Annotated in this window: 25 protein-coding genes; 5 read left to right on the top strand and 20 right to left on the bottom strand. The window is 31.5% G+C overall.

Going from position 1 to position 25,989, the window contains the following annotated elements; all coding sequences use genetic code 11:
* The first annotated feature begins 2 nt into the window (after window positions 1-2).
* Window positions 3-1,316, top strand: a complete 1,314-nt coding sequence (locus IMCC3317_RS01725; RefSeq protein WP_160127784.1) for a serine hydrolase — start codon at window positions 3-5, stop codon at window positions 1,314-1,316.
* Between the two features lie 104 nt (window positions 1,317-1,420).
* Here the strand turns inward: IMCC3317_RS01725 and IMCC3317_RS01720 are convergent, their stop codons facing one another.
* The 14 genes from IMCC3317_RS01720 to IMCC3317_RS01655 all read right to left on the bottom strand — a co-directional run bounded on the left by IMCC3317_RS01720 (window position 1,421) and on the right by IMCC3317_RS01655 (window position 12,834).
* Window positions 1,421-2,140 (bottom strand): hypothetical protein, encoded by a 720-nt coding sequence (locus IMCC3317_RS01720; protein WP_160127783.1) that lies wholly within the window; start codon window positions 2,138-2,140, stop codon window positions 1,421-1,423.
* Between the two features lie 69 nt (window positions 2,141-2,209).
* Entirely contained in the window at window positions 2,210-2,740 is a 531-nt protein-coding gene (locus IMCC3317_RS01715; protein ID WP_160127782.1) for a DUF6584 family protein, read from the bottom strand.
* Between the two features lie 138 nt (window positions 2,741-2,878).
* Window positions 2,879-3,958 (bottom strand): serine hydrolase domain-containing protein, encoded by a 1,080-nt coding sequence (locus IMCC3317_RS01710; RefSeq protein WP_228054911.1) that lies wholly within the window; start codon window positions 3,956-3,958, stop codon window positions 2,879-2,881.
* Window positions 3,959-4,035: 77 nt separating this feature from the next.
* Window positions 4,036-4,836: a helix-turn-helix domain-containing protein gene (locus IMCC3317_RS01705; RefSeq protein ID WP_160127781.1), complete on the bottom strand. Its 801-nt coding sequence runs from the start codon at window positions 4,834-4,836 to the stop codon at window positions 4,036-4,038.
* Window positions 4,837-4,928: 92 nt separating this feature from the next.
* A complete protein-coding gene (locus tag IMCC3317_RS01700; RefSeq protein ID WP_160127780.1) occupies window positions 4,929-5,345 on the bottom strand; it encodes a DUF6326 family protein in 417 nt (138 codons plus the stop codon).
* 216 nt (window positions 5,346-5,561) lie between these two features.
* Entirely contained in the window at window positions 5,562-8,387 is a 2,826-nt protein-coding gene (locus IMCC3317_RS01695; protein ID WP_160127779.1) for an Npt1/Npt2 family nucleotide transporter, read from the bottom strand.
* Entirely contained in the window at window positions 8,387-9,322 is a 936-nt protein-coding gene (locus IMCC3317_RS01690) for a serine hydrolase (protein WP_228054909.1), read from the bottom strand. Before IMCC3317_RS01690 ends, IMCC3317_RS01695 begins: the two co-directional genes overlap by 1 nt.
* A gap of 192 nt (window positions 9,323-9,514) precedes the next feature.
* Complete coding sequence (locus tag IMCC3317_RS01685; RefSeq protein ID WP_160127778.1) at window positions 9,515-10,543, bottom strand: AraC family transcriptional regulator; 1,029 nt, start codon at window positions 10,541-10,543, stop codon at window positions 9,515-9,517.
* A gap of 188 nt (window positions 10,544-10,731) precedes the next feature.
* Complete coding sequence (locus IMCC3317_RS01680) at window positions 10,732-10,965, bottom strand: hypothetical protein (RefSeq protein ID WP_160127777.1); 234 nt, start codon at window positions 10,963-10,965, stop codon at window positions 10,732-10,734.
* An 11-nt stretch (window positions 10,966-10,976) separates the two neighbouring features.
* A complete protein-coding gene (locus IMCC3317_RS01675; protein ID WP_160127776.1) occupies window positions 10,977-11,318 on the bottom strand; it encodes a hypothetical protein in 342 nt (113 codons plus the stop codon).
* On the bottom strand, window positions 11,299-11,697 hold the full coding sequence (locus IMCC3317_RS01670; RefSeq protein ID WP_160127775.1) for a hypothetical protein: 399 nt from the start codon (window positions 11,695-11,697) through the stop codon (window positions 11,299-11,301). Before IMCC3317_RS01670 ends, IMCC3317_RS01675 begins: the two co-directional genes overlap by 20 nt.
* 20 nt (window positions 11,698-11,717) lie before the next feature.
* Entirely contained in the window at window positions 11,718-12,011 is a 294-nt protein-coding gene (locus tag IMCC3317_RS01665; protein ID WP_160127774.1) for a YtxH domain-containing protein, read from the bottom strand.
* A 58-nt stretch (window positions 12,012-12,069) separates the two neighbouring features.
* Window positions 12,070-12,222 (bottom strand): lmo0937 family membrane protein, encoded by a 153-nt coding sequence (locus IMCC3317_RS01660; RefSeq protein WP_160127773.1) that lies wholly within the window; start codon window positions 12,220-12,222, stop codon window positions 12,070-12,072.
* Between the two features lie 36 nt (window positions 12,223-12,258).
* The gene (locus tag IMCC3317_RS01655) at window positions 12,259-12,834 is read right to left on the bottom strand and encodes a hypothetical protein (protein ID WP_160127772.1); all 576 of its coding nucleotides are present in this window, start codon (window positions 12,832-12,834) and stop codon (window positions 12,259-12,261) included.
* A 475-nt stretch (window positions 12,835-13,309) separates the two neighbouring features.
* Between IMCC3317_RS01655 and IMCC3317_RS01650 the strand changes: the two genes are divergently transcribed.
* From IMCC3317_RS01650 to IMCC3317_RS01635, 4 genes are all read left to right on the top strand, one after another.
* Window positions 13,310-14,815, top strand: a complete 1,506-nt coding sequence (locus IMCC3317_RS01650; RefSeq protein ID WP_160127771.1) for a helix-turn-helix transcriptional regulator — start codon at window positions 13,310-13,312, stop codon at window positions 14,813-14,815.
* Window positions 14,816-14,992: 177 nt separating this feature from the next.
* On the top strand, window positions 14,993-18,031 hold the full coding sequence (locus IMCC3317_RS01645) for a T9SS type A sorting domain-containing protein (protein ID WP_160127770.1): 3,039 nt from the start codon (window positions 14,993-14,995) through the stop codon (window positions 18,029-18,031).
* 77 nt (window positions 18,032-18,108) lie between these two features.
* Entirely contained in the window at window positions 18,109-20,682 is a 2,574-nt protein-coding gene (locus tag IMCC3317_RS01640; protein ID WP_160127769.1) for a T9SS type A sorting domain-containing protein, read from the top strand.
* Window positions 20,675-21,097, top strand: coding sequence for a hypothetical protein (locus IMCC3317_RS01635; protein ID WP_160127768.1), 423 nt, complete (start codon window positions 20,675-20,677; stop codon window positions 21,095-21,097). Before IMCC3317_RS01640 ends, IMCC3317_RS01635 begins: the two co-directional genes overlap by 8 nt.
* A 234-nt stretch (window positions 21,098-21,331) precedes the next feature.
* On the opposite strand, the gene IMCC3317_RS01630 is transcribed toward IMCC3317_RS01635, so the two are convergent.
* The 6 genes from IMCC3317_RS01630 to IMCC3317_RS01605 form a co-directional block, all read right to left on the bottom strand.
* The gene (locus IMCC3317_RS01630; RefSeq protein ID WP_160127767.1) at window positions 21,332-22,159 is read right to left on the bottom strand and encodes a hypothetical protein; all 828 of its coding nucleotides are present in this window, start codon (window positions 22,157-22,159) and stop codon (window positions 21,332-21,334) included.
* 45 nt (window positions 22,160-22,204) lie between these two features.
* The gene (locus tag IMCC3317_RS01625; RefSeq protein WP_160127766.1) at window positions 22,205-22,807 is read right to left on the bottom strand and encodes a hypothetical protein; all 603 of its coding nucleotides are present in this window, start codon (window positions 22,805-22,807) and stop codon (window positions 22,205-22,207) included.
* 24 nt (window positions 22,808-22,831) lie between these two features.
* Complete coding sequence (locus tag IMCC3317_RS01620) at window positions 22,832-23,236, bottom strand: hypothetical protein (RefSeq protein WP_160127765.1); 405 nt, start codon at window positions 23,234-23,236, stop codon at window positions 22,832-22,834.
* An 87-nt stretch (window positions 23,237-23,323) separates the two neighbouring features.
* Window positions 23,324-23,680 (bottom strand): hypothetical protein, encoded by a 357-nt coding sequence (locus tag IMCC3317_RS01615; RefSeq protein ID WP_160127764.1) that lies wholly within the window; start codon window positions 23,678-23,680, stop codon window positions 23,324-23,326.
* 15 nt (window positions 23,681-23,695) lie between these two features.
* Window positions 23,696-24,127, bottom strand: coding sequence for a hypothetical protein (locus IMCC3317_RS01610; protein WP_160127763.1), 432 nt, complete (start codon window positions 24,125-24,127; stop codon window positions 23,696-23,698).
* A complete protein-coding gene (locus tag IMCC3317_RS01605; protein ID WP_160127762.1) occupies window positions 24,124-25,890 on the bottom strand; it encodes a hypothetical protein in 1,767 nt (588 codons plus the stop codon). Before IMCC3317_RS01605 ends, IMCC3317_RS01610 begins: the two co-directional genes overlap by 4 nt.
* Window positions 25,891-25,989: the final 99 nt, after the last annotated feature.

Below are 25,989 nucleotides of genomic sequence, written 5' to 3'. Positions count from 1 at the left end.
TTATGAAAAAACTACTTTATATATCAATAGGACTTTGTATCCTGGTATCGTTTGGCTTTATCTCCTATCCTATTGACGGTTATGACCGCACAGGAATTAAGCGTTTGTACCAAATACGACAAATGCAGTTAGACAGTGTTAAATACACGCGAATTCCGGCTGGAGCCTATAAAAAATTAGATGAAATAAAACTCAATCTAGCAAGTAGATTGGAAGATAGCATCAATGATTTATTAGTTGATGATGACGAATTTATGCGCGAAGTGAAACGTTTGATTCCAAGTGGCGCATATTCTGTAGCTGTGATGGATATGACAGATCCAAAGAAATTGAGATATGCTTCACACAGAGAAAATGTAGGCTATCAGCCAGGAAGCGTTGGAAAAATTGCAGTTTTGAATGCTGTTTTTACACAGATGGCAAAAATTTGTCCTGATTCTTTTGAAGAACGCATTGCTTATTTAAAAGGCATTCGTGTTTCTTCTCGCTATTGGGGAACTGGAGATCATCATACAGTGCCAATTTATGATATAGAAAACGATAAGTTAACTAAAAGACAAGTACGATCAGATGATACGTTTTCTTTGTTTGAATGGTTAGATCATATGGTTTCTGTAAGTAATAATGGTGCTGCAAGTGTTTTGTATAGAGAAGCAATGTTAATGGCTGCTTTTGAGGAAAATTATGTGAATTTATCTGAAGAAGATGCTGAACGTTATTTTAAAGAAACTCCTAGAGATTCACTAACAAATTTAGCTAATACAGTAGTAAATCAGCCATTGCTTGATTTAGGAATTACAGAAGACGATTGGCGTTTGGGCGGAATGTTTACAAGACCTGCTGGAAAATATGTTGGTAGAAAAGGTGGAAGTATTGGAACTCCAAGAGGTTTAATGAAGTTTTTAGTAAAACTAGAACAAGGAAAAGTTATTGATAAGGAATCAAGCTTGGAAATGAAACGTTTGTTATATCTTACTGATAGACGCATTCGCTATGCGAGATCACCGAAATTAGATAGCGCAGCTGTGTATTTTAAGTCGGGAAGTTTTTATAAATGTGATCGTGTGAAAGATCCGAATTGCCGCAGTTATGCTGGAAATGTATATAATTATATGAATTCTGTGATTATTGTAGAACATCCTAATGGAATTAAATATATTGTTTGTTTGATGAGTAATGTATTGAATAAAAATTCCGCTGGCGCACACATGTATTTGGCGAGTAAGATTGACAATTTGATCACAAAAAACAACGACGATAACGAAGTTCTCAACGAAAATTATAAAGATCCAGAAGATCAAGGCGATGGAAATTAATTTTTCTGTTTGATTTTGATTCGATATAAAAAATGTCATTCTCACGAAATTGGGAATGACATTTTTTTTGGTTGAAAATTAAAGTTTTGTTTACTTAATATTATCTAGTTGACGTTGTTAGAAATCGTCTTTGTTTTCATTACTTGAATAATTGATAATACATGTAAAAACACAGCAACTGGCATTAAAAATCCCGCAATTAAAACATATGGATACGTAAAAGATTTTAGCGGTATTAATGGAATTTCACTTCCGAAGATTTCTGGTTGATATACGGAAGCAACAAATAAGAATATTACACTTGCTAAAACAGCTAAACCAACATAGTTCCATACAATAATCGCTTTTCTTGAAATTACGTTCTTAGTATATACCAAAAATGCCATTATTGGCGCAGTAACAGCAAAAATCATGTCAAAATTATATCCTTCAATAGTAACTTCATAATTGAAAATTCCTTTTGCGAGCGCGAAAACAAATAATATTTCTACTAAAATTCTGAAGCTTTGAAAGTAAACGATCCAGTGTTCTGGAATACTTTTAATCCATTTTTTATTTCTATGTACTCCTAGAAAAACTCCTGTGAATATAAAAGATGGTAGAATAAAAATGATTGCAAAACGAGGCGGAAACTCATACGATTTTAGGAAATCTGTTGAAGAAACCAGTAAAATAAACAATTGCCAACTAACAATTCCGGCGACTAGATAAATTTTATCTTTTTTTGGGTTGGAACTTGCTGTATTTATTGCTTTGAACCCAATAATGAGCAAGAATAAAAGTGTACATATTGTAAGTGCAATAAATGCTAATTTAAGTACCATTTGCTATTTTTTAGGTTGTAATTTGTTAGTATGTGAAATGTTGCGGGTTTACGTGTTAGGTTTTTATTTTCAGAATATCCATTTTATAACTGTCACTACTCCAATTATTGAACAAATTACCAAAAAAATAAAAAATCCGATGATTGGAAAAGCAGTCAATTTATCTTTGAACGTCATTTTTGAATTCCCATTTTTCCGTTTTTGTCTATTAGGTTTAAGTTTAAATTCTGGAATATAATCAGCTTTCTTTTTACTATCAGATTCTAATTCCGACATTTTTTTTTGAGCAAATTCATTTAGTTTGGATTTGTCTCCTCGAAAAGTAATTTCTTGCAAAATTTGATAACCTGAATAATTTACAGATTTTTCATAAATTTCAACACATTGCTTCATTCGTTCATCAGTTGGTTCAGTCAAAATCCAATATTTCCCTGCTGCATCTAAAAATCCGCTATCATAATATAATTCAGCAAGTTTATTCCACAATTGAGTTTCATTTGGGTTTTCCTGAATTAGATTCCTCAATCTGTCAGAAGCTTTAAATTTAAGTCCGTTTTCAATTTCAGAATCTATTTTCTCTAACTTTTCTTTTAAACTCACGATGCTTATTTTAAATGCACTACAACCTGTACGTGTATGATTTGTGCGACTTAGAATCCACAGGATTTTCAGTTCTTTAAATATATAAATTTAAATTGAAGCAAAGCATTAATGATACACGTTCTTGGTAAATCATTTCTATTTTTTCAATTTTACCATACTTGGAATTATATATTCATTCATTATTTCGTCAGTATAGTTGTGAGAATTTCTATTGTTGTAATTAGTCGCTGTAATCACAACTGTTATATTCAATTCAGGACACGCTAGCATCTTATTTCCTCCATTTCCAGACATGTAATATGTTTTGTATTTTTTCTCTTTCCCAAAACTTTTTAGCCAAAGGAAATATCCATAATCAACACCTTCATAGGCGTTTACTTTCGGAGTTGTCGCTTTTTCAATCCAAGCGGATGAAATGATTTGTTCATCATTCCATTTTCCTTTGTTTAAACATAATTGAATGAGTTTTAGAAAATCGCGACTTCTGTACTCGCTTCCTCCTGCTGTATTTAGAATTCCTTTTGGCGAATAGTTGAGTGTATAATCCTTAATTTCTAACGGTTCAAAAAGATTCTTTTTAGTAAATTCGACTAAATCACTTTTGATCGCAATTTGAAGAATTTCTGCCACAGCAGCAGCTTTCGCAGAAGCGTACGCAAACCTTCTTCCGTAAGGTGCATCTGCTGGTTTTAGCCCAAAAGGATAGGAACGCACAGGAAGATCTACCAAAAATTGTGTCCAATCTTCAATGAAATACATACGCTCTTCATGTCCGCGCGAATGCCAATTGCTGTCATCACATTCTAAAACTGAAGTCATCGTTAGTAAATCTTCAATAGTGATGTTTTCTTTACGCTTATCAGGATTTTTAACAGGTAAAGTATGTTGTAAATACTTGAATATTTTATCTTTTTCAGAAGTTACAAATCCTTTGTCAATGGCAATTCCTGTTAGAAAAGTAGCCATCGTTTTGGTTGCAGAACGCGTGTTGTGTTTTGAGTTCACATTTGAACCATTATAGTAGTTCTCATAGACTAGTTTTCCATCTTTAGCAATTAGAATGCTTGTAATCTTTTCATATTTTCCCGAATCAACGATGCTATCCATTTTTACTAATAAAGGATCTGTGTTTTTATTTGCATTAGAAAAATCAAGTTGCGCGAATAACTGCGTGGAAGCAATTAAAAAGATAAATAATAGGAATTTGAATTTCATGTGTTTGGTGGTTTTTAAATTATTAATTGGTCAAATGTATGTATCGATTTTTACTTAAAATAGAATGAAATTAACATCTATTTTTTATTTCTGAATTGACTTGGCGTCATTCCAATATATATTCTAAATACTCTTATAAAGTGACTTTGATCCGAAAATCCGGAAGCATACGCAATTTCGGTTAATGATAATTTTGAGTTTAGTAAGTGTGTGATCGCTACTTTTATTTTTTGTTGCCGTGTGTAATCTCCAAGTGTAGTTTTTAAATATTTTGGTATTGCTCTTGATATATGTGCAGGATGAATTCCTAAGACATTGGATAGATATTTTAATGAAAGTGTTGTATGGTTTTGATGCAGAATATCGCGCAATGTATTCATCCACAGTGGTTCACCTGCACTTTTGATTATTTTTTCAGATGCTATACTTTCACACAATTGAAACAATAATACTTCAATTGAAACATTGGAATAGAGATCTTGACATTTGAATTCGAAGTATATTTTGGCTAATAAATGGTGCGATTTCGGATTTTCTATGAGCTGACTTCCTTCCCAAAGTGCAACATCTAATTGTTTTTGTTTAAACCAAGTCCGTTCGAATTCAATATGAAAACCTCTGGAATCTGAAGAATGTTTTTCGTTAAAATGAGGCTCATCCCAATTATGGAGTAGTAAATGGCCTGTACTACAATTGGTTTTTTGTTTTTTATTTATATCGACTAAATTCCCACCTAAAACATACATTAAGTATGGATTTTCGTGGTAATGCCATGCTGTTTTGGATGCGGAATAATCATATTCCGAAAGAATAATGCCATTAATTTCCTGCTCAAAATTCATGGAACCGTAGTATTCTCCTTTGGATAGTATTTTCATCAAAAGTATTAATTAAATAAAAATCAATACTTTAAAGACAAGGCCTTTTTTAAATTGTTACACTTAAATGAAAATACTTGAAGAAATTAGACTTAATCTACAATTTTCGGCCATTTGAAAGCTTGCCAAATTATAATACTCAGCACAACCAATTCAACAACTTGATAAAATGCAAAAAAATGTTGCCATTCAGAACTAATTGAATCAAAAAATATCATGATTGACAGTAATGCCCAAATAATTCCCATGATGATATTTAGGATTCTATTAATTTTTGGTTTTAAAAAGATTGACAGCATTATCATTAAAGCAGGAATCATGATAATCACCGAAGATATTAGTAATAATCCGGGTGTTAAAGGTCCATTTGGTGTTTGCATACTTTCTACCATTTCTCTGTGTGAAGGTGTCATTGTTTGAAAATAATCTGCATAGATGTAAAGAAACATCAATGCTGTCCAGAGTGAAGCTAGTTTTATTTTGATATCGATTTTTGAGTCAACAAGCATGAATTTATAGTTTTAGGTCAGATTTTGAGAATAATCTTATGAAGCTACTTGTTTTTTAATTCAAATCAAAAGAGATTGCTTGTTATTTGTTTGATGAAAGATGCGAGATGTGAGATCGTTTACTTCGACTTCGCTCAGCACAAGCCGCTTTTAGAATCCAGCATTAAGACTTATTGATAACTACTTGATAATTAGGTGCATTTTTAAAACAAAACGCTAGTTACTCAAATGCTTCAACGTTTGTGTAGCGGCATATTTTACTTCCATACTTTTATGCTTTTTCAACGTCTTAACAATAGGAATATAACGTTTGTCATTGAGTTCTATAATTAATTGTAAAACGTTTAATTTTATGCGCTTGCCTCTACTTTTTATTAATAATGTTAGACAGGTTTTTTCGTCTGAAATTTTAGGTTTTATGAGTGTATTTAATGACGAATCATCTTCTAATACGTAGTGTTCTAATAAAGGAATTAATTTAAATTTTAATTGACTTTTTAATAAGTTGTCTAAAAATTCTAACGCGTTTATTCGTGTGTCTTTTACATCACTTAGTAAACCTGAATAGGTTATTTTGATGTCATTTTCGTTGTAAATGATTGCCAATAGTTTGAAAATTGTTCTGAGACTAATATCCAACTGTTCTTCTAAAACTTCCACAACGTTTCGCCTTGCTTGTGTTAATTCTGCTATTTCAATTGTTTTATTAGCCATTTCAGTATCTGATGCTATAATTTCACTTAATAAATGCCTTGCGACCAACGCTTGTTTGTAATGTTTGGCTTCTTTTAGTATTAAATTTCTTAACAAACGCGTATTGAAGATTAATTTTGCTTGTTTGTTGTTTAATTTCAATAGTGAACGAGACGCTTCTAATCGAATTATAAAATCACGACTTTTCATTAAACCCATTAATACATGTACTGCATTTTGTGTTTTGAACGATTCTACAATTTTTGGGACAAAACGTTTATTTTTTTCATTTAATAATTCTGATTTTTCTAAATTTAGAATTGTAGTGGTAATTCCTGAACCATAATTTCGCAACGCTTTGATAGCTTTTTTTCGGTATTCTTTTTCTAAAAGACATTCAAATAGTCCTTCAATAAATCGTTCTCCTTTTGTAATTCCAGCGGCTTTTATAGCATGAAATTTTATATGGCTATTGTAACTTTTTAGATATTTTTCAATAAAGTAATGATGTTCAGGCAATTCTGCGTGTGCAATTGTTATTAATAAATCGGCAACTGCTGCTTCTCGTGTGTCCACTTCTGAACCATTTATAGCATTTATTTTTTCTGTGATTCTATTGTTTAATTCAAATTTTGACGCCAATTCTTTGTTGCTTGCTGTTTCTTTAGCCAAACACAATAATGCAGCATTGGCTATATAATCATTTTCATGATTTAGATAGGTTTCAAAGAATTGCGTTTCTGATGCCGAATGATACAATACATAATCTAATGCAGCAAAAACCAGATCATCATCTTCTGTATGAATTAACTTTTTAACGTTTTCTATTTCAGTTGCTCCATCGTACGTGTATAATAGTTTGATAGCTTCCGTTTTAATCTTGTTTGAAGGATGATTGAGCAATTTTACAATGCTATTTTTTAACGATTTTACTTTGTAATTACTCAGTCTGTCTAATAAAGTTACTATTGCAACCTCATCATTTCCGTTTAGAACACGACGCGCGGCAGTTAAGGTAGTTTCTGGCTTTCGCTCTTCATTCAGATTGTCATTGTTTTTGAGAATCGTGCTTTCAATGTTTTTTCTGAAGGAATTGTAATAGGCTTCTCGAAGTTTGTAGATGAGAAGAATCCAAATAAAAACAAAGAATAAGACAATAATGGTAATGTACGAAGTATCGAAATCTAGTTTTCTGATTAAAAAGATGAGCATGAAACCCGATAATCCGGTCGCAATACTATCAACCACAACATCAATGTATGATTTTGCTTGATTTTTTATGTTGAGCGGAATTGGCATGATAGACAATTCAAAAGCTGCTTTGTTTACAGATTGTTTGAAACTTCCGTCGATTCCTTTTATTAATACTAAAACCCATAATTCCGGAAACGTTAAGAATAGTAAACAACCAAGCGCAATTCCTAATGGTAAGATGAGTAATGTGCTAGAAACACCAAGTTTGCTCAACACACGATTGGTAAAAAAGAGCTGTAATATTAGTGCCAATACATTGAATGAGGAGAACCAAAAGCCAAAAAAGGCTGCTAATTCTTCTGGATCATTTATGGCTTTATTTGCAAAGTCGCTAAACTGAAAATCGACTAATTTGGCAACAATGACACTTATTCCTGTAATAAGTGCTAAATATGTTAAGTGTTTCGATTTTGAAATGATTCTTAGAGAAGTTTCTTCAGTGTTTGTTTCATGAAATTTACGTTGATTCCGAACGTATGTGTTCATTACTTTTAAACGTAATTTCCACACTTTTTGAAGAATCGGAATGCAACATAGTATTAATATTGCGGCTATAAGTACGACTGTTTTGTTCCCAAAGGAAGAAACGACTAAACTCGTTAAATATCCTCCGAAAACTCCTCCAGCTATTGCTCCTGCTCCAATGAACCCGAATAATCGTTTGGCTTCTCTGGAGTTATATACCATATTTGCCAAAATCCAAAATTGCGATGTCGCCACAACTGCAAATAATGAAACTCCTAAATAATATAGATATAAAACCCAATTATTAATCATTTTGAAATGCAATAAAGCACTTAAAACTAAAAATCCAAGACTGAAAAATACTAACGAAGAAACCGTCACTTTTATGAGTGAAAATCTTCGGATAGCTTTGTTGTAAAAGTAAGAGGTAATAACTGCTGTGAGCGCGACTAATAAATATCCGTATGGTAAATGTTCAGCGCCTAGTTTAGATAAGAATATTGCATTTACAGTAGGTTTTACAATGAGTAAAACCGTTATAATCAAGAAGATATATAATTGCATTAAAAAAGAGATGTATATTTCGCCATCTCTTAGTCCAAATGTTTTATTTAAAAAGCCTTTAAGCATTAATTTTTTTGTTTTTTCCTTTTCTGTTCCCTCTTTTCTTTATTCATTTTTTTTTTAGTAAGCCTATCCGTCTTTCGCAATAAAACATCTAAAGGTTTTACTAATTTTCTCATGATTTGTTCTCCTGCTCCATCTTCAATCAGAGCCACAATAATATATCGGCGATCCGGTCCCCAAACCATTGCAGAATCTGAATGATAGTTTTTCCATGAACCCGATTTTCTATATACCGTTGCTTTTGGTGCAATATCATCGAGTACATTTACAAATTTGTGATGTAATGCTGGATCTTTCATGATGTCTAACATTTCTTTAGATCGTTCTGGAGAAACCAAATTTCCTAAAGCCAATTGGTAGTAAAAACTACATACTTGTCTTGTGGTTGCTGCATGACTTAATCCTTTCATCGGATCTGGATTTCTCTTTCCTCCTGCTGCATATCGTTTTCCTACCCAAAGTCCGCCACCAGCTTCTTCATCGTACAACATGTTTTGTGGTGAACGTAAGACTGATTCTATTTTTGCATATCCTACGCGGTCTATCATTCGTGTGGACGCCTGATTGTTAGATTTACTAATCATTAATCGCATGTCTTTCCGAACTTCTTTTGTGTCTTCCAATTCGCCATTATCAATCGCGTCCATTGCAGCTAATAGAATCGCAATTTTTGGTAAACTCGCAGCATACATCATTTCATCGTCATTAATACCTGCGTATTTTATGTTTTTTAAGTCACTTAAATCAACAATACCAATAGATAATCTTTTGTTTCTGACTAAAGATTTCCATTTCGGATTGCTGTTTACTTGTGATTCTAATAATATTTGAAGTACATCGTCTTTCAACTCGCCAATAGGCTCTATTTCTCCAATAGATCTAATTGGTAGTTTTTGTTCCTGTGAGAAAGCGATAAAGCTTATCAATACGAACATCATTGTAAAAATTTTAGTGGCTTTGTAGTGCATAAATTTGTTGTATGGTTTCATACTATATTATAGTGCAATTAATATACCACAATGTACTAAACTAAAAGAAATTATCGTGAAATATTTAAATAAATAATGTCACTAAAAAATTAGTACTTTTTAGTGACATTTTTGGCTTTAAATATAAAGTCTATTGTGTTATTAGGCAGTCATTCGTAACCCTACTTTACTATCTTGATATTCTTTTGGGCTACACTTGTATTTTTCTTTGAATATTTTTGAAAAGTAACTTCTGCTACTAAAGCCAATTGTGTACACTATTTGTGAGATGTTTAAATCTGATGTGTTTATTAATTTTTCTGCCAATTCTACACGTACATTTTTTATAAAATTAGAAACTGTTCTTCCAAAAAGTGCTTTGAAGCCTTCTTGCAATTTTGCTGGAGTTAAACCTGTTTTTTCACTTAAGTAATTTAAGTCAAATTGGTAATCTGGATAATTCTTAATAAACTCACTAATTTCTTTGATGCTTTCCATTTCTGCTTTGCTTAAAGAAAAAGTGTTTTCGGCTTTGTTTTCAGCGTCTTTAAAGTATTGATTTACAATCATTGACAACGATACTTGCAACATTCCCTTTTTGAGTAATACATCCGCTATGTTGTTGTTTGAAGCTGCTTCAATTTGATTTAATCTTTCTTGTATTTTTAAGTTGTAAGAACTCGTATACGCAAACTTCCCTTTTACTTGCTTGGATTGAAACAATTGCATTAGTTGACTTGTAAATCCGTCAGTAGCTTTTGTAATTGGCTTGCTTGCCAAAAAGCTAATCATCGTGAATTTTTGATATTCATTCTTTTTGAAGTAAAAATGATTTGCTTTTGCTAATGAGTTCGAAAATATGGCGATTTGCATTTCTGAGAAACGTAATTTTTTTCCTGTTTCTCCAAAGCTATGAATTAATTCTCCTTCTGAACAATATAAGTAATTAAGTGATTGTTCATTATTTTTTTGATCAAACACAAGAACTGTGTCTTCCTCAAATTTTACATCATATGTAATGTATGATATGTTGTGATTAAAATTAAAACCTGTTATATTTCCTGAACCAGTTGAATTATTAAATTCTAAAAGTCTTTCTGTTTCAGTTTGTGCTAACGTACCTTGACATTCTCTTTCTAAACTGTTAAATGTTGATTCAATATTACTGATGTTGATTTGTATAGTTTTCATGTTTGATAGGTTATAGGTTAATTATTCGTTTTACCCTTATTTCTAAGTACATTACAAAGATGCGAATAAGTAGTCCTTTTCGTGTTACACAATTTTTCAAACCTGTTACATAATTTTGGAATAACGTTAAACAAAAAAGCCATTTGACAAAATCAAATGGCTTTAAATCAGTATTTTAATAAAAACGTCTATTCGTTATCTTCTTTAATTTTGATCTTCGTTTCTCCGTCATCCTTTTTAATTTTCACGGATTTATCTTCAGTTTCCATCTTTATTTTCGTTCCGTCTTCATTCACTTTAATTTCTGCTCCGTCAGCTTTCATTTCTTCTACTAGTTTCTCTTCTTTTGTTTTTTCTTCACAAGAAGTAAACATTGAAAGTGTAAATAAAGATGCTACGGCAAATACGATTAATTTTTTCATACTGTTAGATTTTATTTATTGTTAGTTATTATTTTGTTTGATACTAATTTAGTTGCTCCAATTTGTACAAGATATCCCATGATTGATTTTAAAAAGGAATTTGACTTCCCAATTAATATTCGTTTCGTAAGATAACCTCCAGCTAGGCTCAACAAAGATTTTAAAACATTGTCTTTTATCTCCGGCTCTTCCTTTATATCGGCAAACACACGTTTTATAATTCTAGAAGGTCTTAATTCTTCATACGATATTGACATTTGCGATTTTAAAGCGCGAAAATGAATTGCTTTTTGAGCTTTAAGTTTGATTATTTCTTGTTCTAATTCCTGATTACTACTTATTTTCTTCATCATCTTCAGTGATATTAGGGATTAGAATGTCTTCTTTTTTTGCTCTCATCAATTTTGAGATGACAAGATTTGTAATTGGTTTGCTGATGAGTCTTCCATTAAAAATGTACAGCAATGTGCCTAACACTAAATAAAACGAAGAAACTATTAAGAAACCCAGGTAATTTGCTTGCAACAATTCACCTATATAAAGGCTGATACCTATATTAATAAATAATATAAATACTACTACAATAGAGCCTAAAGCTAGCCAAGACACGATAGATGATACAATATCTGCCGTTTTGTCTATGGCATTTAGCTTGTACAACGCAATACTTGTTTCTGTATATGCCTTTGCTTTGTCATAAATTGCCTCTATGTGTGATGCAGTAGATTCCATATATTATTTTAATTGTTTGATTATAGCTCTTCTTTTAACTCTTCTTTAGCGTCTTTAGCTATTCTTGCTGCTGTATTAATCTTTTCTTTTCCTTTGTTAATCAATTCTTTCCCATCTTCTTTAAGTGAATTGAATTTCTGAGAAACTTCACTCATTACTTTGTCAACGCTATCTTTTGCTGAATTCGCTAAATCTTTCGTTCCGTCAGCAATTTCTTTTCTAGTTTCTGAACCTTTTTTTGGTGCAAATAAAATTCCTAATGCTGCTCCAATTGCTACACTTCCTAGTACGATTACTGTATTGTTAATTTTCATGTCTTTTTTGTTTTTTTGAATTAATATTTATATTTGATTTTCAATCCTTTTGAGTGGATTAAACTCCTTTTCCTCCAATTAGTCTTAATAAAACTGCGATTACTGCAATTACTAATAAAATGTGGATTAATCCTCCTGAACTGTATACGAAGAATCCTAATGCCCATCCTATAACTAATATTACTGCGATAATGTATAATAAACCTCTCATTTTTTTTGGTTTTAATTGTTAGTATAAGTAGCTTCTTTAGCTGTTTGTATTTAAAATTTCTAATGTTTTTTCTGTTTTGTTGAGACTTTTCTTTAAGGTGTTATTTGCAAATTGTGCCATTTCCTTAAATTCTGAATTATCTGTGGTGTCTGATAGTTTGTCTAAAAAATTCTGTTGGTTGTATATTTTAGTACTTAATAGTTTTAGATGATCTTCTAAACCTTCAGAATCCTTAAGTGTCATAATTTCCTCATATTTCAACGTTGAATATCTTGGTATGGATATTACATTCTCTGAAGCCAATTCATTATATTTTGCAAGAATCGTTAGTTGTTCGTTTTTTATTTCTTCTACTAAATTTTTAACATTCTCATCAACTTTTTCATCTTCAATAATCGTACACAGCTTTATAACGTCTAAATTATTTTTTGATGCCATTACTAATAATTTAGCTTCATTTTTTTGTATTGAAATAGCTTCGTTTGATTCGGCTGTTCTTATTGTTTCTGCTTTATCGCTTCTAACAAAGTATTCACAAGAATTAAAGTTCATAACTATAAACGTTACTATTGCTAAACCTGTTATTTTTTGTATGTATGTGTTTGACTTCATTAATTTATCATTTTTTCTTCTGTACAAAGATGCAACCTATTTGAACCTTTGCTGTTACATCATTTGTGGTGTTTGTTACAGAATTTACAGTTAGTGTTCTATACTTGTGTAAATTCTCTGTTTTCATTATTAAATGATTACTGTACAAAAGTAATATGAAGACCTACTTTCCATGTTACACGATTTTCATATATCGTTATAGGATTTCTACTTTTGGAAATTTGAAGTCAGAAAAAGGCATACATCAAAGAGTTTTTACTAATTAGAGAAGCTAATCCTTATAATGATTCTACCAAAATCAAAACTAAATTTGTATTAAAAAGCTTTGTTAAAAAATATGTTTTTCACTCAACCTTGTTTATCTTTGTTGTTCTACCTTTATTGTTTAACTTATATTAATTAGCTGATTATTCTTTTATATTTAAAATCATTTATTAAAACAATACTATTCTTGTTGCTTTGCAGTACCGCTGCTTTGGCTCAAGATAATCATACAGGGAAATTTTTAAGATATATTGATTCTGCTGACAAGCATTTAGAAAACTCACCCAAAACGGCTACGTTATACTTAGACTCCATTCCTAAGCCTATAGATAAAAAAATTAAAGGGCATCTTTCCTGTTATTATCAATTAAGAGCATTGATTAGTGATAGAGATGAAGAACGAATTTTACAGTATCAAAATCATCTTCTAACGCTTAAGTATGCAAAATTAGAAAAGAATTATGAAGCCGCAGGAATTGCATCTCTTAAGTTATATTACAACACTTCTATAATTAAAAGAGATTCCCTTAAAGCGAATGCTTACCTAGAAGATGCTCAAAAATACTTTGAACTTGATAATAATTTGGCAGGTTTAGCCGATGTTTCTCAAATGTATGCCCACAAAGCAAGTGATAACAGGAATTATACAAAGAGTAATAACATATTACTTGACAATTTAAGCAATTATAAAAATATTAAAGATGATGTGTACTATTATATGTATGCTTTATTTATGCTCACTACCAATTACCTTTACTTAGATGATCTTACGAACGCTGAAAAGTATTTCAACGAATTTCAGGCTTTAGAAGGTACTCCAAATTTGTATCCGTATTTATATAAATCACATCAGGTTACTTTATATTCAAGAGTAGGTAGCTATTATGTAAGAAATGGAGATATAGAAGCTACACAACGTTATTTATCCAAATTGGATACAATGAAAAGTGCTATGGATGAAGTAGATGAGCGGAAGTACTACAATCTTTACATTGATTATTATAGTTTAATTAATAATGAAAATACAAAAAATAATTATATAGATTCATTGCGAATTTTTGAAGAAAAACAAGTTGCTAAAAATCTTGAAGCTACTGTTAAAGTGAATGAAGTATTGCTAGATTCTGAATTAGCATTACAAGGTGAACTAAAAGGAAAAAAAGTAATTAAAACTTGGATGATTATTTTACTAATAGCATTGCTTATAGTGGGAGGTTTTTTCATTAAAAGAATTAAGAAATCAAGGAAACTAACTGAAGAGTTAGAAAAAAATACAGATGAATACGACTACTTAAAAACCAATCATGATAAACTAAAGGTAAAAGTAGAAGGAATGAAGGATTATATAGATGTGGTAAAAAAGCAAATAAAAACGATATCTGTACTAAATAATGTTTCTGAGCAAAGAGAAAAAATAAAGGAATTATATAAAGACTTACAGCTTACATCTTCTAATTTCTTCTACAAAAGTAAAAGCCATTTAGAATTAATTAATGAATTAAATATTGAATTCTTCAAAAAAATAAATAATGACCATCCAGAATTAGACGATTCTGAAGTTATCATTTGTTACTATCTTCACATGGGATTCAAAAACAAGGAAATTGCAATATTCGTAAATAGATCGTTAAGATCCATAGAGAACAAAAGATTTAGAATAGGGAAAAAACTCAAATTAAAAGAGAAGAATACGGACTTATTAGCGTATCTTCAATAATTGAGAACTAACTATATACTAAAAGCAATCATTATATTTTTTCCTGAATTTTCTCTTCAAAAGCCTTTAAAATTGCGGTTTGAGTATATAGTGAGTAGTACTACACTAACAATTTAGTCTACATTATATTGATATTTGTAAGAACAATTAAATTTTAACCAAAATCTTTGAAAAGGAATGAAAAAAATCTACTTACTATTAGCATTCATTTTATGCATTAATTATTCTTGGTCTCAAGAATACAGTCGAATGATAAATGCAGGAACCTATACTGTTGAACAAATTCAACAAGAAGCCGAAGCATACTTTGCCATTAGAGGAACAGGCAAAGGAACAGGCTATAAAAATTACAAGCGTTGGGAATACCACGCACAAAGAGCACTAAAAGATAATGGTGTCTTAAAACCAATATCTCATTATTACAATGAGTTGGAACGCTACAACAATGAATTAAACCAAAACAGTGAAGCTACAAATGCTGACATTGGAAGTTGGGAACAATTAGGGCCACTTTCCTTTACGACCTCTTCAAGTTCAACTGGAGCACTTGGAAGATTAAAAGCTTTAGCAGTTGAAAAAGGAAATGCTAACCATGTTATTGTTGGTTCAGAAACTGGAGGTGTATGGAAAAGCTTAGACGCTGGAACAACTTGGACTCCGTTAACAGATAATTTGTCTAACATTTTAGTGGAATCTTTAACAATAAATCCTTTAAATCCATCTATCTATTTTTGGGGATCAAGAAATGGTGTCATTTTTAAGTCTACAGATGCAGGAGCTACTTGGAATATATTAGCAACTGTAGGTAATGGTTTGGTAAATAAGATTATGGTAGATCCATCCAACCAACAAAAAATGTACTGTAGTGTAGAAAACTCAGGTATTTATAAATCTACAAATGGAGGTACAACTTGGACAGCAATTGGTGGTGGTTTAATTAGAGGATATGACATAGAATTTAAACCAGGAGATCCAAATACAGTATATGCATCTGGAGATAAATTTTTACGTTCCAATGATGGAGGTGCTACATTTGTTGAAAATAGTCCTGCTATTCCTAATTGGGAATTAGAGTACATTCCTGCAGCAACCAACCCAGAAAATATTATATGGGAAATTGCTGCACGTAACTGGGATCGTTTTGGAATTACTCCTGTTTTTCCTAAAACTGGTGCCGGTTTAGGTAGATTTATTTCGAACAATGGTGGTAGTTCGTATGCGCACGGAAATAAAACTAAATTTATTTCTGTTGCTATGGACATCACATCTGGTACAACTCCAGAATTGAAATTTTCACATGCACAACCAGAGTTTTTTGGAGATGTAGACAGGTTAAAAGTATTTTACAGAATATCACCAACTGATCCGTGGGTAGAATTAGCAAGTTATCAAACAAATGTTCAAGCATGGGCAGATGTAACACTTGCGTTGCCAAACCCTTCAGCAACCTACCAAATTGCTTTTGAAGGAGAAACAAGTGGTGGAGGAAATGTGTTATTAGATGATATTAGTGTCGTAACCTCTTTAGGTACAATACTAACCGAAGGTTTTGAAGGTTCGTCGTCAAATGTATTCGGAACAGGTGCAAAAATGATTGCTGTAAGTGAAATCAATCCTTCAATAGTTTATGTAGTTGAATCAAGCTCTCCAAGTACGCAATCTGCATTTTTTGGTGCATTTTATAAATCTACAGATGCTGGTGTAAACTTAAATAAACAATTACTTACTAAAAATTATTTTGGAGGAGAATACGACGGTAGCGGTACTGGTGGTCAAGCTCCATTTCACATGGCTATTGCTGCAAGTAATACAGACGCTAATGTAGTAATTATTGGAGGTGTTAACACTTGGAGAACTACAGACGGTGGCGTTACTTTTGATATTGCTTCACATTGGATAAAAACACAATCTACATCAAACAATAAAGGATTTTCTCATGCTGATACTTGTACATTACAAGCAATAGATGGTAAAATATATGTAGGATCTGACGGTGGATTTTTTGTTGCAGACAATCCATCAGCTGTAATGAGTGCTACATTTTACACCGACAAGTCAGCAGGTTTAGGAATTAGACAGTTTTATAAATTTGGAATCAGTCAAACAAATCCTGTAATTATAACTGGTGGTGCTCAAGACAATGGTACTAGCGGTAGAACTACTGATGGTACTTGGTACAATTGGGACGGAGGCGATGGCGCTGAAGGTTTTGTAGATAAAAATGATAGTTCTATATTATATGGTCAATCTCAAAACGGAAATATTAGTAAAACCACCGATGTCACTTCTAGTAGTGGAAAAGTTGGAATTACTGATGCACCAGGTGGTAATGGTAGTTTTATTGCTCCATTAGAACAAGATCCAACCGCTCCAAATGTTTATTACAGTGGTAAACGTAATTTGTACAGAACAGCTAATGATGGTGCTAATTGGACTGCAATCTCACAAGATTTTGGTAGCAATATCAATGAATTTAAAATAGCGCAATCGGATAATAATACGATATATGCAGCTATAAATTCAAATCAATTATTTAAAACGACAACTGGTTCTGGTACTTGGACACAACTCAACAATTTTACTGGTGGGTTTATAAACTCTATTGCTATTCACCCAACAAATCCTAACAAAGTTGCTATTGCATCTACAGGTTCAGAAAAAGTATATGTAACTATTGATGGCGGAACAACATGGACATCACACAAGTTTAACTTACCAGATTTTTCTGCCTTAGCAGTTACTTGGGACAACAACGGAAATGATGGTTTATATGTAGGAATGGATTATGGGATCTTTTACATTGACAATACCGAAAACGTTTGGAAACCATTTAGCAATAACTTACCAAATGTTAAAATTAGTGAATTGGAAATTAACTATGTAGATAACAAATTATATACAGCTACGTATGGAAGAGGCGTTTGGCGCTCAGGCAGATTTAACACAAGTACACTTGATGTGGAACAGTTTGAAGCATTAAACACGATTACACTTTTCCCTAATCCAGCTAAAAATGAAGTAAACATTACTTGGGATCAAAATGAAAACGTAACCATTAAAATCTTTAATTCCACAGGAAAATTATTACATTATGCAAAAGATGTCAGCATTAATAATTCATTAAAAATTGATACTTCTCAGTTTTCTACTGGATTATATTTTGTCAGACTCAATACAAATGAAAGTGTTGTCACCAAGAAACTTATCATACAATAACAAACAACTTTATAGAAAGTCTGAAGTAACATTTAGACTTTCTATGATTTATTAAACAAAAAAAGAAATAAAAAAGCATGAAAAAAACAATTACTTATTTAACCTTAATCTTCTCTGTGCTATCTTATGCACAATCCGTAGATTATAAAAACGCTCCAAATACACCTGGTAGCAATTATTACACAATTGTAGACCAAGTGCGTCAAGAATTATCGGCAACGAAAGAAGCTGGTACGTTAACAAAAGCGGAAGAAAAAGCGGAAAAGCAATTTGAAAGATGGGCATATGCTTGGAGAGACAGAATAAATACTGACGGAACATTTCCTAGCGGTAGAGATAGTAAAGATTACAGAACAGAAGTTTTAAATAGTTTAACGACTGCTAAAACTGCTGAAATGGCAGGTGCATGGACACAAGTTGGTCCTGTAGCAAATCCTACAATTAACGGATATACTGCATTTCCTGGAAAAGGAAGAATAAATGTGGTTGCTGAAGATCCTACAAATACACAAATTTTATATGCAGGATCTGCCGCAGGTGGTATTTGGAAAACTACCGATGGCGGAACTACTTGGGCTCCTAAATCTGATAATCTTGGTGGATTGGGTGTGACTGATATTCTTGTAGATCCAAGCAATACAAGCATTATATATATGGCAACTGGAGATGAAGATGCAAGTCATATATCTTCTATTGGTTTGTTTAAGTCAACAGATGGTGGAGATACATGGGCAGTTACTGGATTAACATTCAATTTGAGTGAGAATGAATACATCAGAGACATTGCTTTTGCTCCAGGAAGCACTACAAAAATATTTGCACTTACAAATGATGAAGTTAAATTTAGTACGGATTCAGGTGCCACTTGGACAAACTCCACAATTAATACTGGTTTTACTGAAAAATTTCAAACAATCGTTTTTGATCCAAATGATGCGACAAAAGTAGTGGTTTCTGATATTTGGAATGGATTATATGTATCAACGGATTCTGGAAGTAGTTTTACAATTCATTCTGTATTTGGAGGCGGAAACAACTCAGATGTTTTGAAATTAGTAGGAACTCCAAATGATACTGACTTCTTTTACGCAATGAGTCAAAATGGCGAATTTAGAAAATACCGATTCGCATTTGATGATACTGCAAATGATTTAATTAGTACAACAACACTTGCTGGGTACAACCCACAAGGTGGTTATAATGTATGTGTAGCTATGTCTCCAACAAATAAGAACAACATTATGGTTGGTGGCGTTAGAGGTTACAAATCTACAGATGGTGGCACAACATTTTCAGTGTTACTAAACCCTTATAACAATCCGCCAGGCGTTGGTTTTTATGTACATCCAGATCATCATCATATGTCATTTATGGCAGATGGAGTTACCGTGCTCAACGGACATGATGGTGGAGTTCATAGAGGATCATTTTCAGGAAGTCCAGTTTGGACAGATTTATCTCCAGGATTGGTAATTACACAACCTTACAATATTGCAATTTCGCAATCGATGAATGGAGATGACTTTATGATGGCAAATCAGGATAATGATGGTTTTTCTAAAGTATTAAAAGATGGAACAAGACAATGGGTTTCTGCTGTTGCAGGAGACGGAACATCCACAGGAATAGATTATAATACACCAGATACAAGATATTTAGGAGGAACTAATGGAGCTTTATACCGTACAGATGACGGATATTCTTCAAGTTATGATTCTTCTATTACACTTTTAGGTACAACTGCTGGTGCTGCATTTGTATCTCCAATGAGTGTGCATCCTGTGACTCCTACCACTATTTACGCAGCACATAGCGACGTTAAGAAATCAATTGACCAAGGAGCTAGTTTTACAGCATTAAACTCTGGGCTAACAGGTGTTAACTTTTTAGATGTAACAGCAAATAATGCTTCTACACGCATTTACGCTATTAGTGAAAGTGGAACAGCCAAACGAAGTGATGATGACGGTGCAACTTGGGCAACTGTAACACCTCCGTCAGGAGAAGTTTTTAATAGTTTTTCAGCAATGCCAAATACAACAATTGTATACGCTACCGTAAGAGGATATAACGCAGGAAATAAAGTGTATAAATCAACTGATAATGGAGTTACATGGACAAATATGAGTACTGGTTTGCCAAATATTATCATGAAAAAAATTGCAGTAAAAACAGATCTTACAAATGAAACATTATTTTTAGGAACTGAACTTGGAATTTATTGGAAAACCAACGCTACGACTACTTGGCAGCAATTTGGATTTAGTTTGCCTAATGTGATTGTATCTGATTTAAAGATAAACTATACAGATCAACTATTATACATAGGAACGTTTGGTAGAGGTATGTGGCGTAATAATGTGAGTGATGCAGTATTAGGTTTAGAAGATGTAGCCTTTACAGATTCTATTGATGTATCGGTTTTCCCGAACCCTACTTCTGAAGGACAATTTAATATTAAAGTTTCTTCAGAATTTGTAAACAAAAAACTTACGTATGCAATCTATAATTACGTTGGCGGACTTGTGAATCAAGGTTTTATTAATACTACTATCACAACGCTATCAACTAAAAATTTAGCAAGTGGTATGTATTTAATCAGAATTGGTAATGACAACAACACAATTGTTAAAAAATTAATCATTGAGTAAATTAGCACTCAAAATATACATGTTATTGTTAGTTGTTTTTTTTGGTTGTAAACCTGTTCATATTATTACTATAACCAAGCAGAAGAATGTTTCGGGAGTGCCAAATGGTACTCCCGAAACTAATATCTACATCACTTTGGAAGTGAAGAAATCAGTTTCAATTCATATTATTAGTTTGGGTTTGGATAACTTACTAAAAAATTATAGCATTTATAATTTAGACAACGGACTTATCTTAAAGCCAACAGACATATTAACTAAAGGGAACTATTATATTCAAATATCATCAAAAGAAAATAGTTTCTTTAATGACGCAAAGGAGATTTATGTAACCTATTCCCTAAATGGTAAAGTAAACATTGTAAAAAGCACTATCAAAGTCAGTGATGATTTATTAATGAAAAGTAGTAACTAAACAAATTAGTATCTTTAAACTATTGGCAGATATACTGTAAATACTGCTCCTACTCCAATTTCTCCATCTGCAAAGATGAACTATTGAATCTAATTCCAATTATTACTCAAAAAACACCTAATAATTTGTTTATATTGCACATTCGAAAAAGTGCTTTCTAGTAAATAACTTATAAGGGAAAAAGTTTATTCTTGGCGTGTTATTTTTTCAGTTTTTACGAAAAATTAATTCCTTTCACAATTCATAACTCCACTTCATGCTTATTGTATCATATTGAAAAATGATAGATGTAATATACGCAACTGCTAAACCCGTTTTCTTGTGATACTTTATTTCCCACTTTTTGATTTTCTTAGCAACTTCAATAGCTTCTTTTTCAAATTCAGATAACTCTATTTTCTCCTTTGGATTATATTCATATGGAAGATTGAATATTTTGTCAATTTTGAAAGCTGAATAATTTTTACTATTTATAACTCCTTGCAAATTTCCATTTTTATCAACATACATCTTTACTACTGCAAAAGTGTTTTTATAAATTTGTTTTTTACCTAATTCAATAATAGAATCTATCTCAGTTATTGGCTTTGGGTGTGTAAATCCATATTCATGACGATATATATAATTTCCCAACACAAAGTCATTTCCATTGTCTAATATTTTTTGTTTAGAATCATTAGTAGGATAACAATCAATGCGTCTAGAATTTGAACAAATACCATCAAAATTGAGTAACTCATCATTACCTAAATATGCATACACCAACCACTTCTGATCACTTTGTACTGACCAATCACATGAAGTCCATTCATTAGTGTATTTTGATTCTGATTTTAAGATAAAGCTCAATGTTTCAGGTGTTGCTCCGTTTTTATAATGTCTCGAAATGTCAAATGTAACTGTGTAAGTCTGAAAATTTTTTGCATAAATTTTTGAAATAACAGTTCTTTCAAAAACATATTCTGAATCATAGAACTCCAATGCAGGATTAGGCGAATCACAACTACATGCAAAGGCAACTGATGTGAATAAGAGTGTGGTTATGATAACTATATATTTCATTTTGAACGTGTTATTTTTTTTATTTTTGTACAAGTTTCATTACAATTATTCTGTCTTGTAGAATTGTAATTGTTCACAGTCCATACATAAATTATCATCTAAGGTTGCTATTTTTGGGTGTATTGCATCACTCAAACTTATCCTATAATTATTTAGTATAATTTTTCCTTTTGTATACTTGTTTGATGAATTTTTAAATTTAAGTTTTTCGGCTTTGACTAATTTTTTAATTTTATATAGAAAACAACTGTCTTTGCTAATTTCAATTGATGTAATTTTTGCGCTTTTTTTATTATGATTGGGTTTTAAAATATATGTTCCTTCAAATGCTTCTATAATATTGCCTATGTGATCATTAGTGTTTATGGTATGTATTCTATCCCAAATATATAAGTCAACTAATTCATCTTTCCCAATTAGTCTTCTATATTCTTCAATCAAAGCTGTATCAACTTTTGTTCTTTTTTCTTTACTGAGAATATGGTAAAATTTATATATTGGAGATTTCTCATAATCAGCATACAAAGAAGTAAGACTGTCTACTTTTTTCTCTAAATCTTCACATGTAGTTTTGTTTTGTTTTTGCTGACAAGCAAAGCAAAATAAAAGAATAATGAAGGTGCTAATGGTTATTTTTATTGTTTTCATTTTAAACTATAGTATGTTATGTTACTAACACCCAGGACAACTTATAGCCTTTACTACTGATATGGGCTCAGGAATAACATCTTTATTATTAAGATTCCAACCATTCTCTTTTGTCCAAAGATGTTTTCTATTCTTGATATTTTCCATTCTTCTTTCCGATTCGTGCTTCCAAAAAGAATTTGGATATTTTTCAATAAGTTTAGCGTAACTTGATACACTTACCTCTGGTGATGTTTTTGACTCATTAAGAACAATTTCTTGATATATTCTGAAAGGTTCTAAATAATTTTCATTAATATCATTTAGTTCGTTAACCACTTCAACGTGATTCTTTGTAAGAGTTTCAAGTTCTTTTTTTAATGAATCTTCTTGATTATTTTTAGCACAGCTAAAAAATAAAATAAGTACTAAAAAGACTAAGTTTTTCATAATGTACAAGTTTTGCTTGTTTTTATTCAATATAATATTCCCATTTAACTTTATATTTAACAATTGTTGAATCATTAATTTTTTCGACTAAAAATAAATTTGGAAAACTTTAAAAGGATATAATGGATTTATTTTATTAACCTCTTTTTTGAGGTCTTCAATATTTGATATTTTAATATTTTTTAGTTGACCTATCACACAAGTATCTGCTTGTTTTTTATTAGAGAGAAACATTTCTTTATGAATATAAAAAGTAATTCCTCCGTTCTTCTTTATTCCTTTAGTGTAAATTTTTTCTGTTCCAATTTTTCCATTGCCAATTTCATAGCTATAAGTTTCATTAGATAAATTATCAAAAAGTAGATACGTATTTTTTTCATTTGTTTGTGATAATCCTTTAAAAGAAATCAACACTAAAGTTAGGCATAAAATAAGTTTTTTCATGGTGTACAAGTTTCGTTAATCCCCAATCATAACCCAATCATCAATCCAAGTAACATCGTACTTTATAATTTTTTCTTTTGAAATTATCTCAACTAAATATATTTTTTCAAAAGGGTTATATCTCATTACATTCTTCGATTTTTTATCTTGTATATACTTTAAGTCAACAAACTTAATATTGTCTAATTCTTTAATCGAACAAGTATCTTTTAACTTTTTCTTTGTACTGTATGCAAAGTATTCATTACATATATTGAATGATATAGATTTTTCCTTATATTCTTTTCGGAATTTATTCAAATTTTGTGAATTACCAGAGCCATCTTCAACAATGCATTTTTCTTTACTTGTTGTATCAAACAATAAATAAACAGTTTCTTTTTTTTCTTTTTGAGCAAAACTAAAAAAAGATGAAAATAATAAAAGTAGTAGTGTTAATTTTTTCATGGTGTACAAATTTCGTTAATATTATTAGCTATATAGTTTGAAATTACAAGTTCAATTCTATCTCTTTCTGTTTGAGATAAGCTTATCCAACTTGATATAGCATTATTTCCGTTTTCGTAAATTAATCCCTCCCAAGATAAATCCATATACAATTGTAGTGGTTGTTGAGTTTCAGGAACTGCAACACCTGTATCAAACTCTTGAAGCGCTCTGGCAATTGTTTCTCTATAGTGTGTTGCCATTTGTTGGTGTTGCCAATTATTGTGTCTCCTCATGTAATCATAGAGACCAGGGAAATTATTTTGAATACTCAGCACTAAGTTTGTTTGTTGTTCGGCAGTTAAACCAGTAAAATCTAAATGTCCTTGTTGTGCAAGTGATAATAACTTTCTATACATTTCCGCATGTATGACTTCGTGTATAATCGTTTTAGCAATCAATAAATTAGGTCTTTGGTGGTATCCATATATATTCTGAGAACTATTAAGTTGTATAGATATAACATAATCGGGAGAATTAGCATCTGGTGATGTACCATTAGAAGGAGCAACAGTTCGTCCTTTTTTTGTTCCTGTTAAAATTAGTGCTTCAAACTTCAAATGCGCAACTGGAAAATCACCATCAAATTTTTTAATAGCATTTTTAAAACCCGAACTCGAAGATTTTAATTTATTATAAACACAAAGTGCTTTTCCCTGTAGTTCATTTAAAATTTGATAATCGTCGTACGCATCCAACAAATCCTCAATAACATCTTCTTGCGCCGTTTCACTACAACCATTATCATTAAGGTAATTATTAATAGTAATCCAATCGTTAATGGTATACCCAAGTTGTTCTAAAATTTGAACATCAATCGTAGTTGTATCAGTTGTGTTAAATTCTGCTACTCCATTGATACAATCTGTAATAGACTGCTTTATACTTTCTTCTCTTGTTATTGGTGATGTTATTATATTATCTTCATCATCAGTAGGTGTTGTGGTATCGGTGGTATCATCATTTCCACCTCCAGTTGGTGTGCTACTTGGACTGCCAGACGATGAACCTGAACTTCCACTAACTGCACAATCCGATGTAATTATTGTATAGACTGTACAACCTATATCTCCCGAAATATCTTCGTGCTCACATTCATTGTTTACATTTCCAATAGAGGATGAATGTACAAAAGTTTGTCCTGTATCGGGCGTGGTATGATATTCTGTATAATTAGTAGTACATGGCGTTACCGTTTCTCCTAGTATATCGGCTAAGTTTACAGCAATTGGCTCATTGGTTATCCCATAAGGAGTGCTTACATGTTTGGAAGTTAAAAACTCTTGCTTTTGTGATGCATTAAAATGATAGGTTACTAAACTTGCGTCATAATCATCCGTAGTTGTATTGTATGAGAATACTAAATTCTCTAAAACACTTCCTACATTATTTTCACGGCTAATTGGAAAAGTATACGAATGCGAATCATTTTCGGTACTTTCCACAAGCTTTACAACGTAAGTATCAATCGTGAAATTATACGCTTCGCTGTAAACATTTTCAGCAATGTTACTAGATTGTAAGGTAGTTAAACTTCTCATTTTGTTACTCAGTTTTATATTGGCTTCCGCTTCTTGCATAGACAATACACTTGACTTTAAAGAAAATTTATTTTGTAGCGTTTCTTCTTGTTGTGTTTCAATTACTGTATCATGTTGACAGTTAGTAAACAAAAATAATAACAAGATACACAAAATTCGCATTAAATTTCTTACTTTTTTCATTTTTTTTGTTCTTTAGATTAAAGCCTACTCTTAGCGGGTTTTCGGCTACGCCCATTCTTAAAAATTAGTTGCAACACAATTTTAGAGAAATAGGGGAAT

Source organism: Kordia antarctica, assembly GCF_009901525.1.
Lineage (GTDB): Bacteria > Bacteroidota > Bacteroidia > Flavobacteriales > Flavobacteriaceae > Kordia > Kordia antarctica.
Note: the sequence above shows the minus strand (reverse complement) of the source record. Positions and strands in the feature narration are given on the sequence as shown.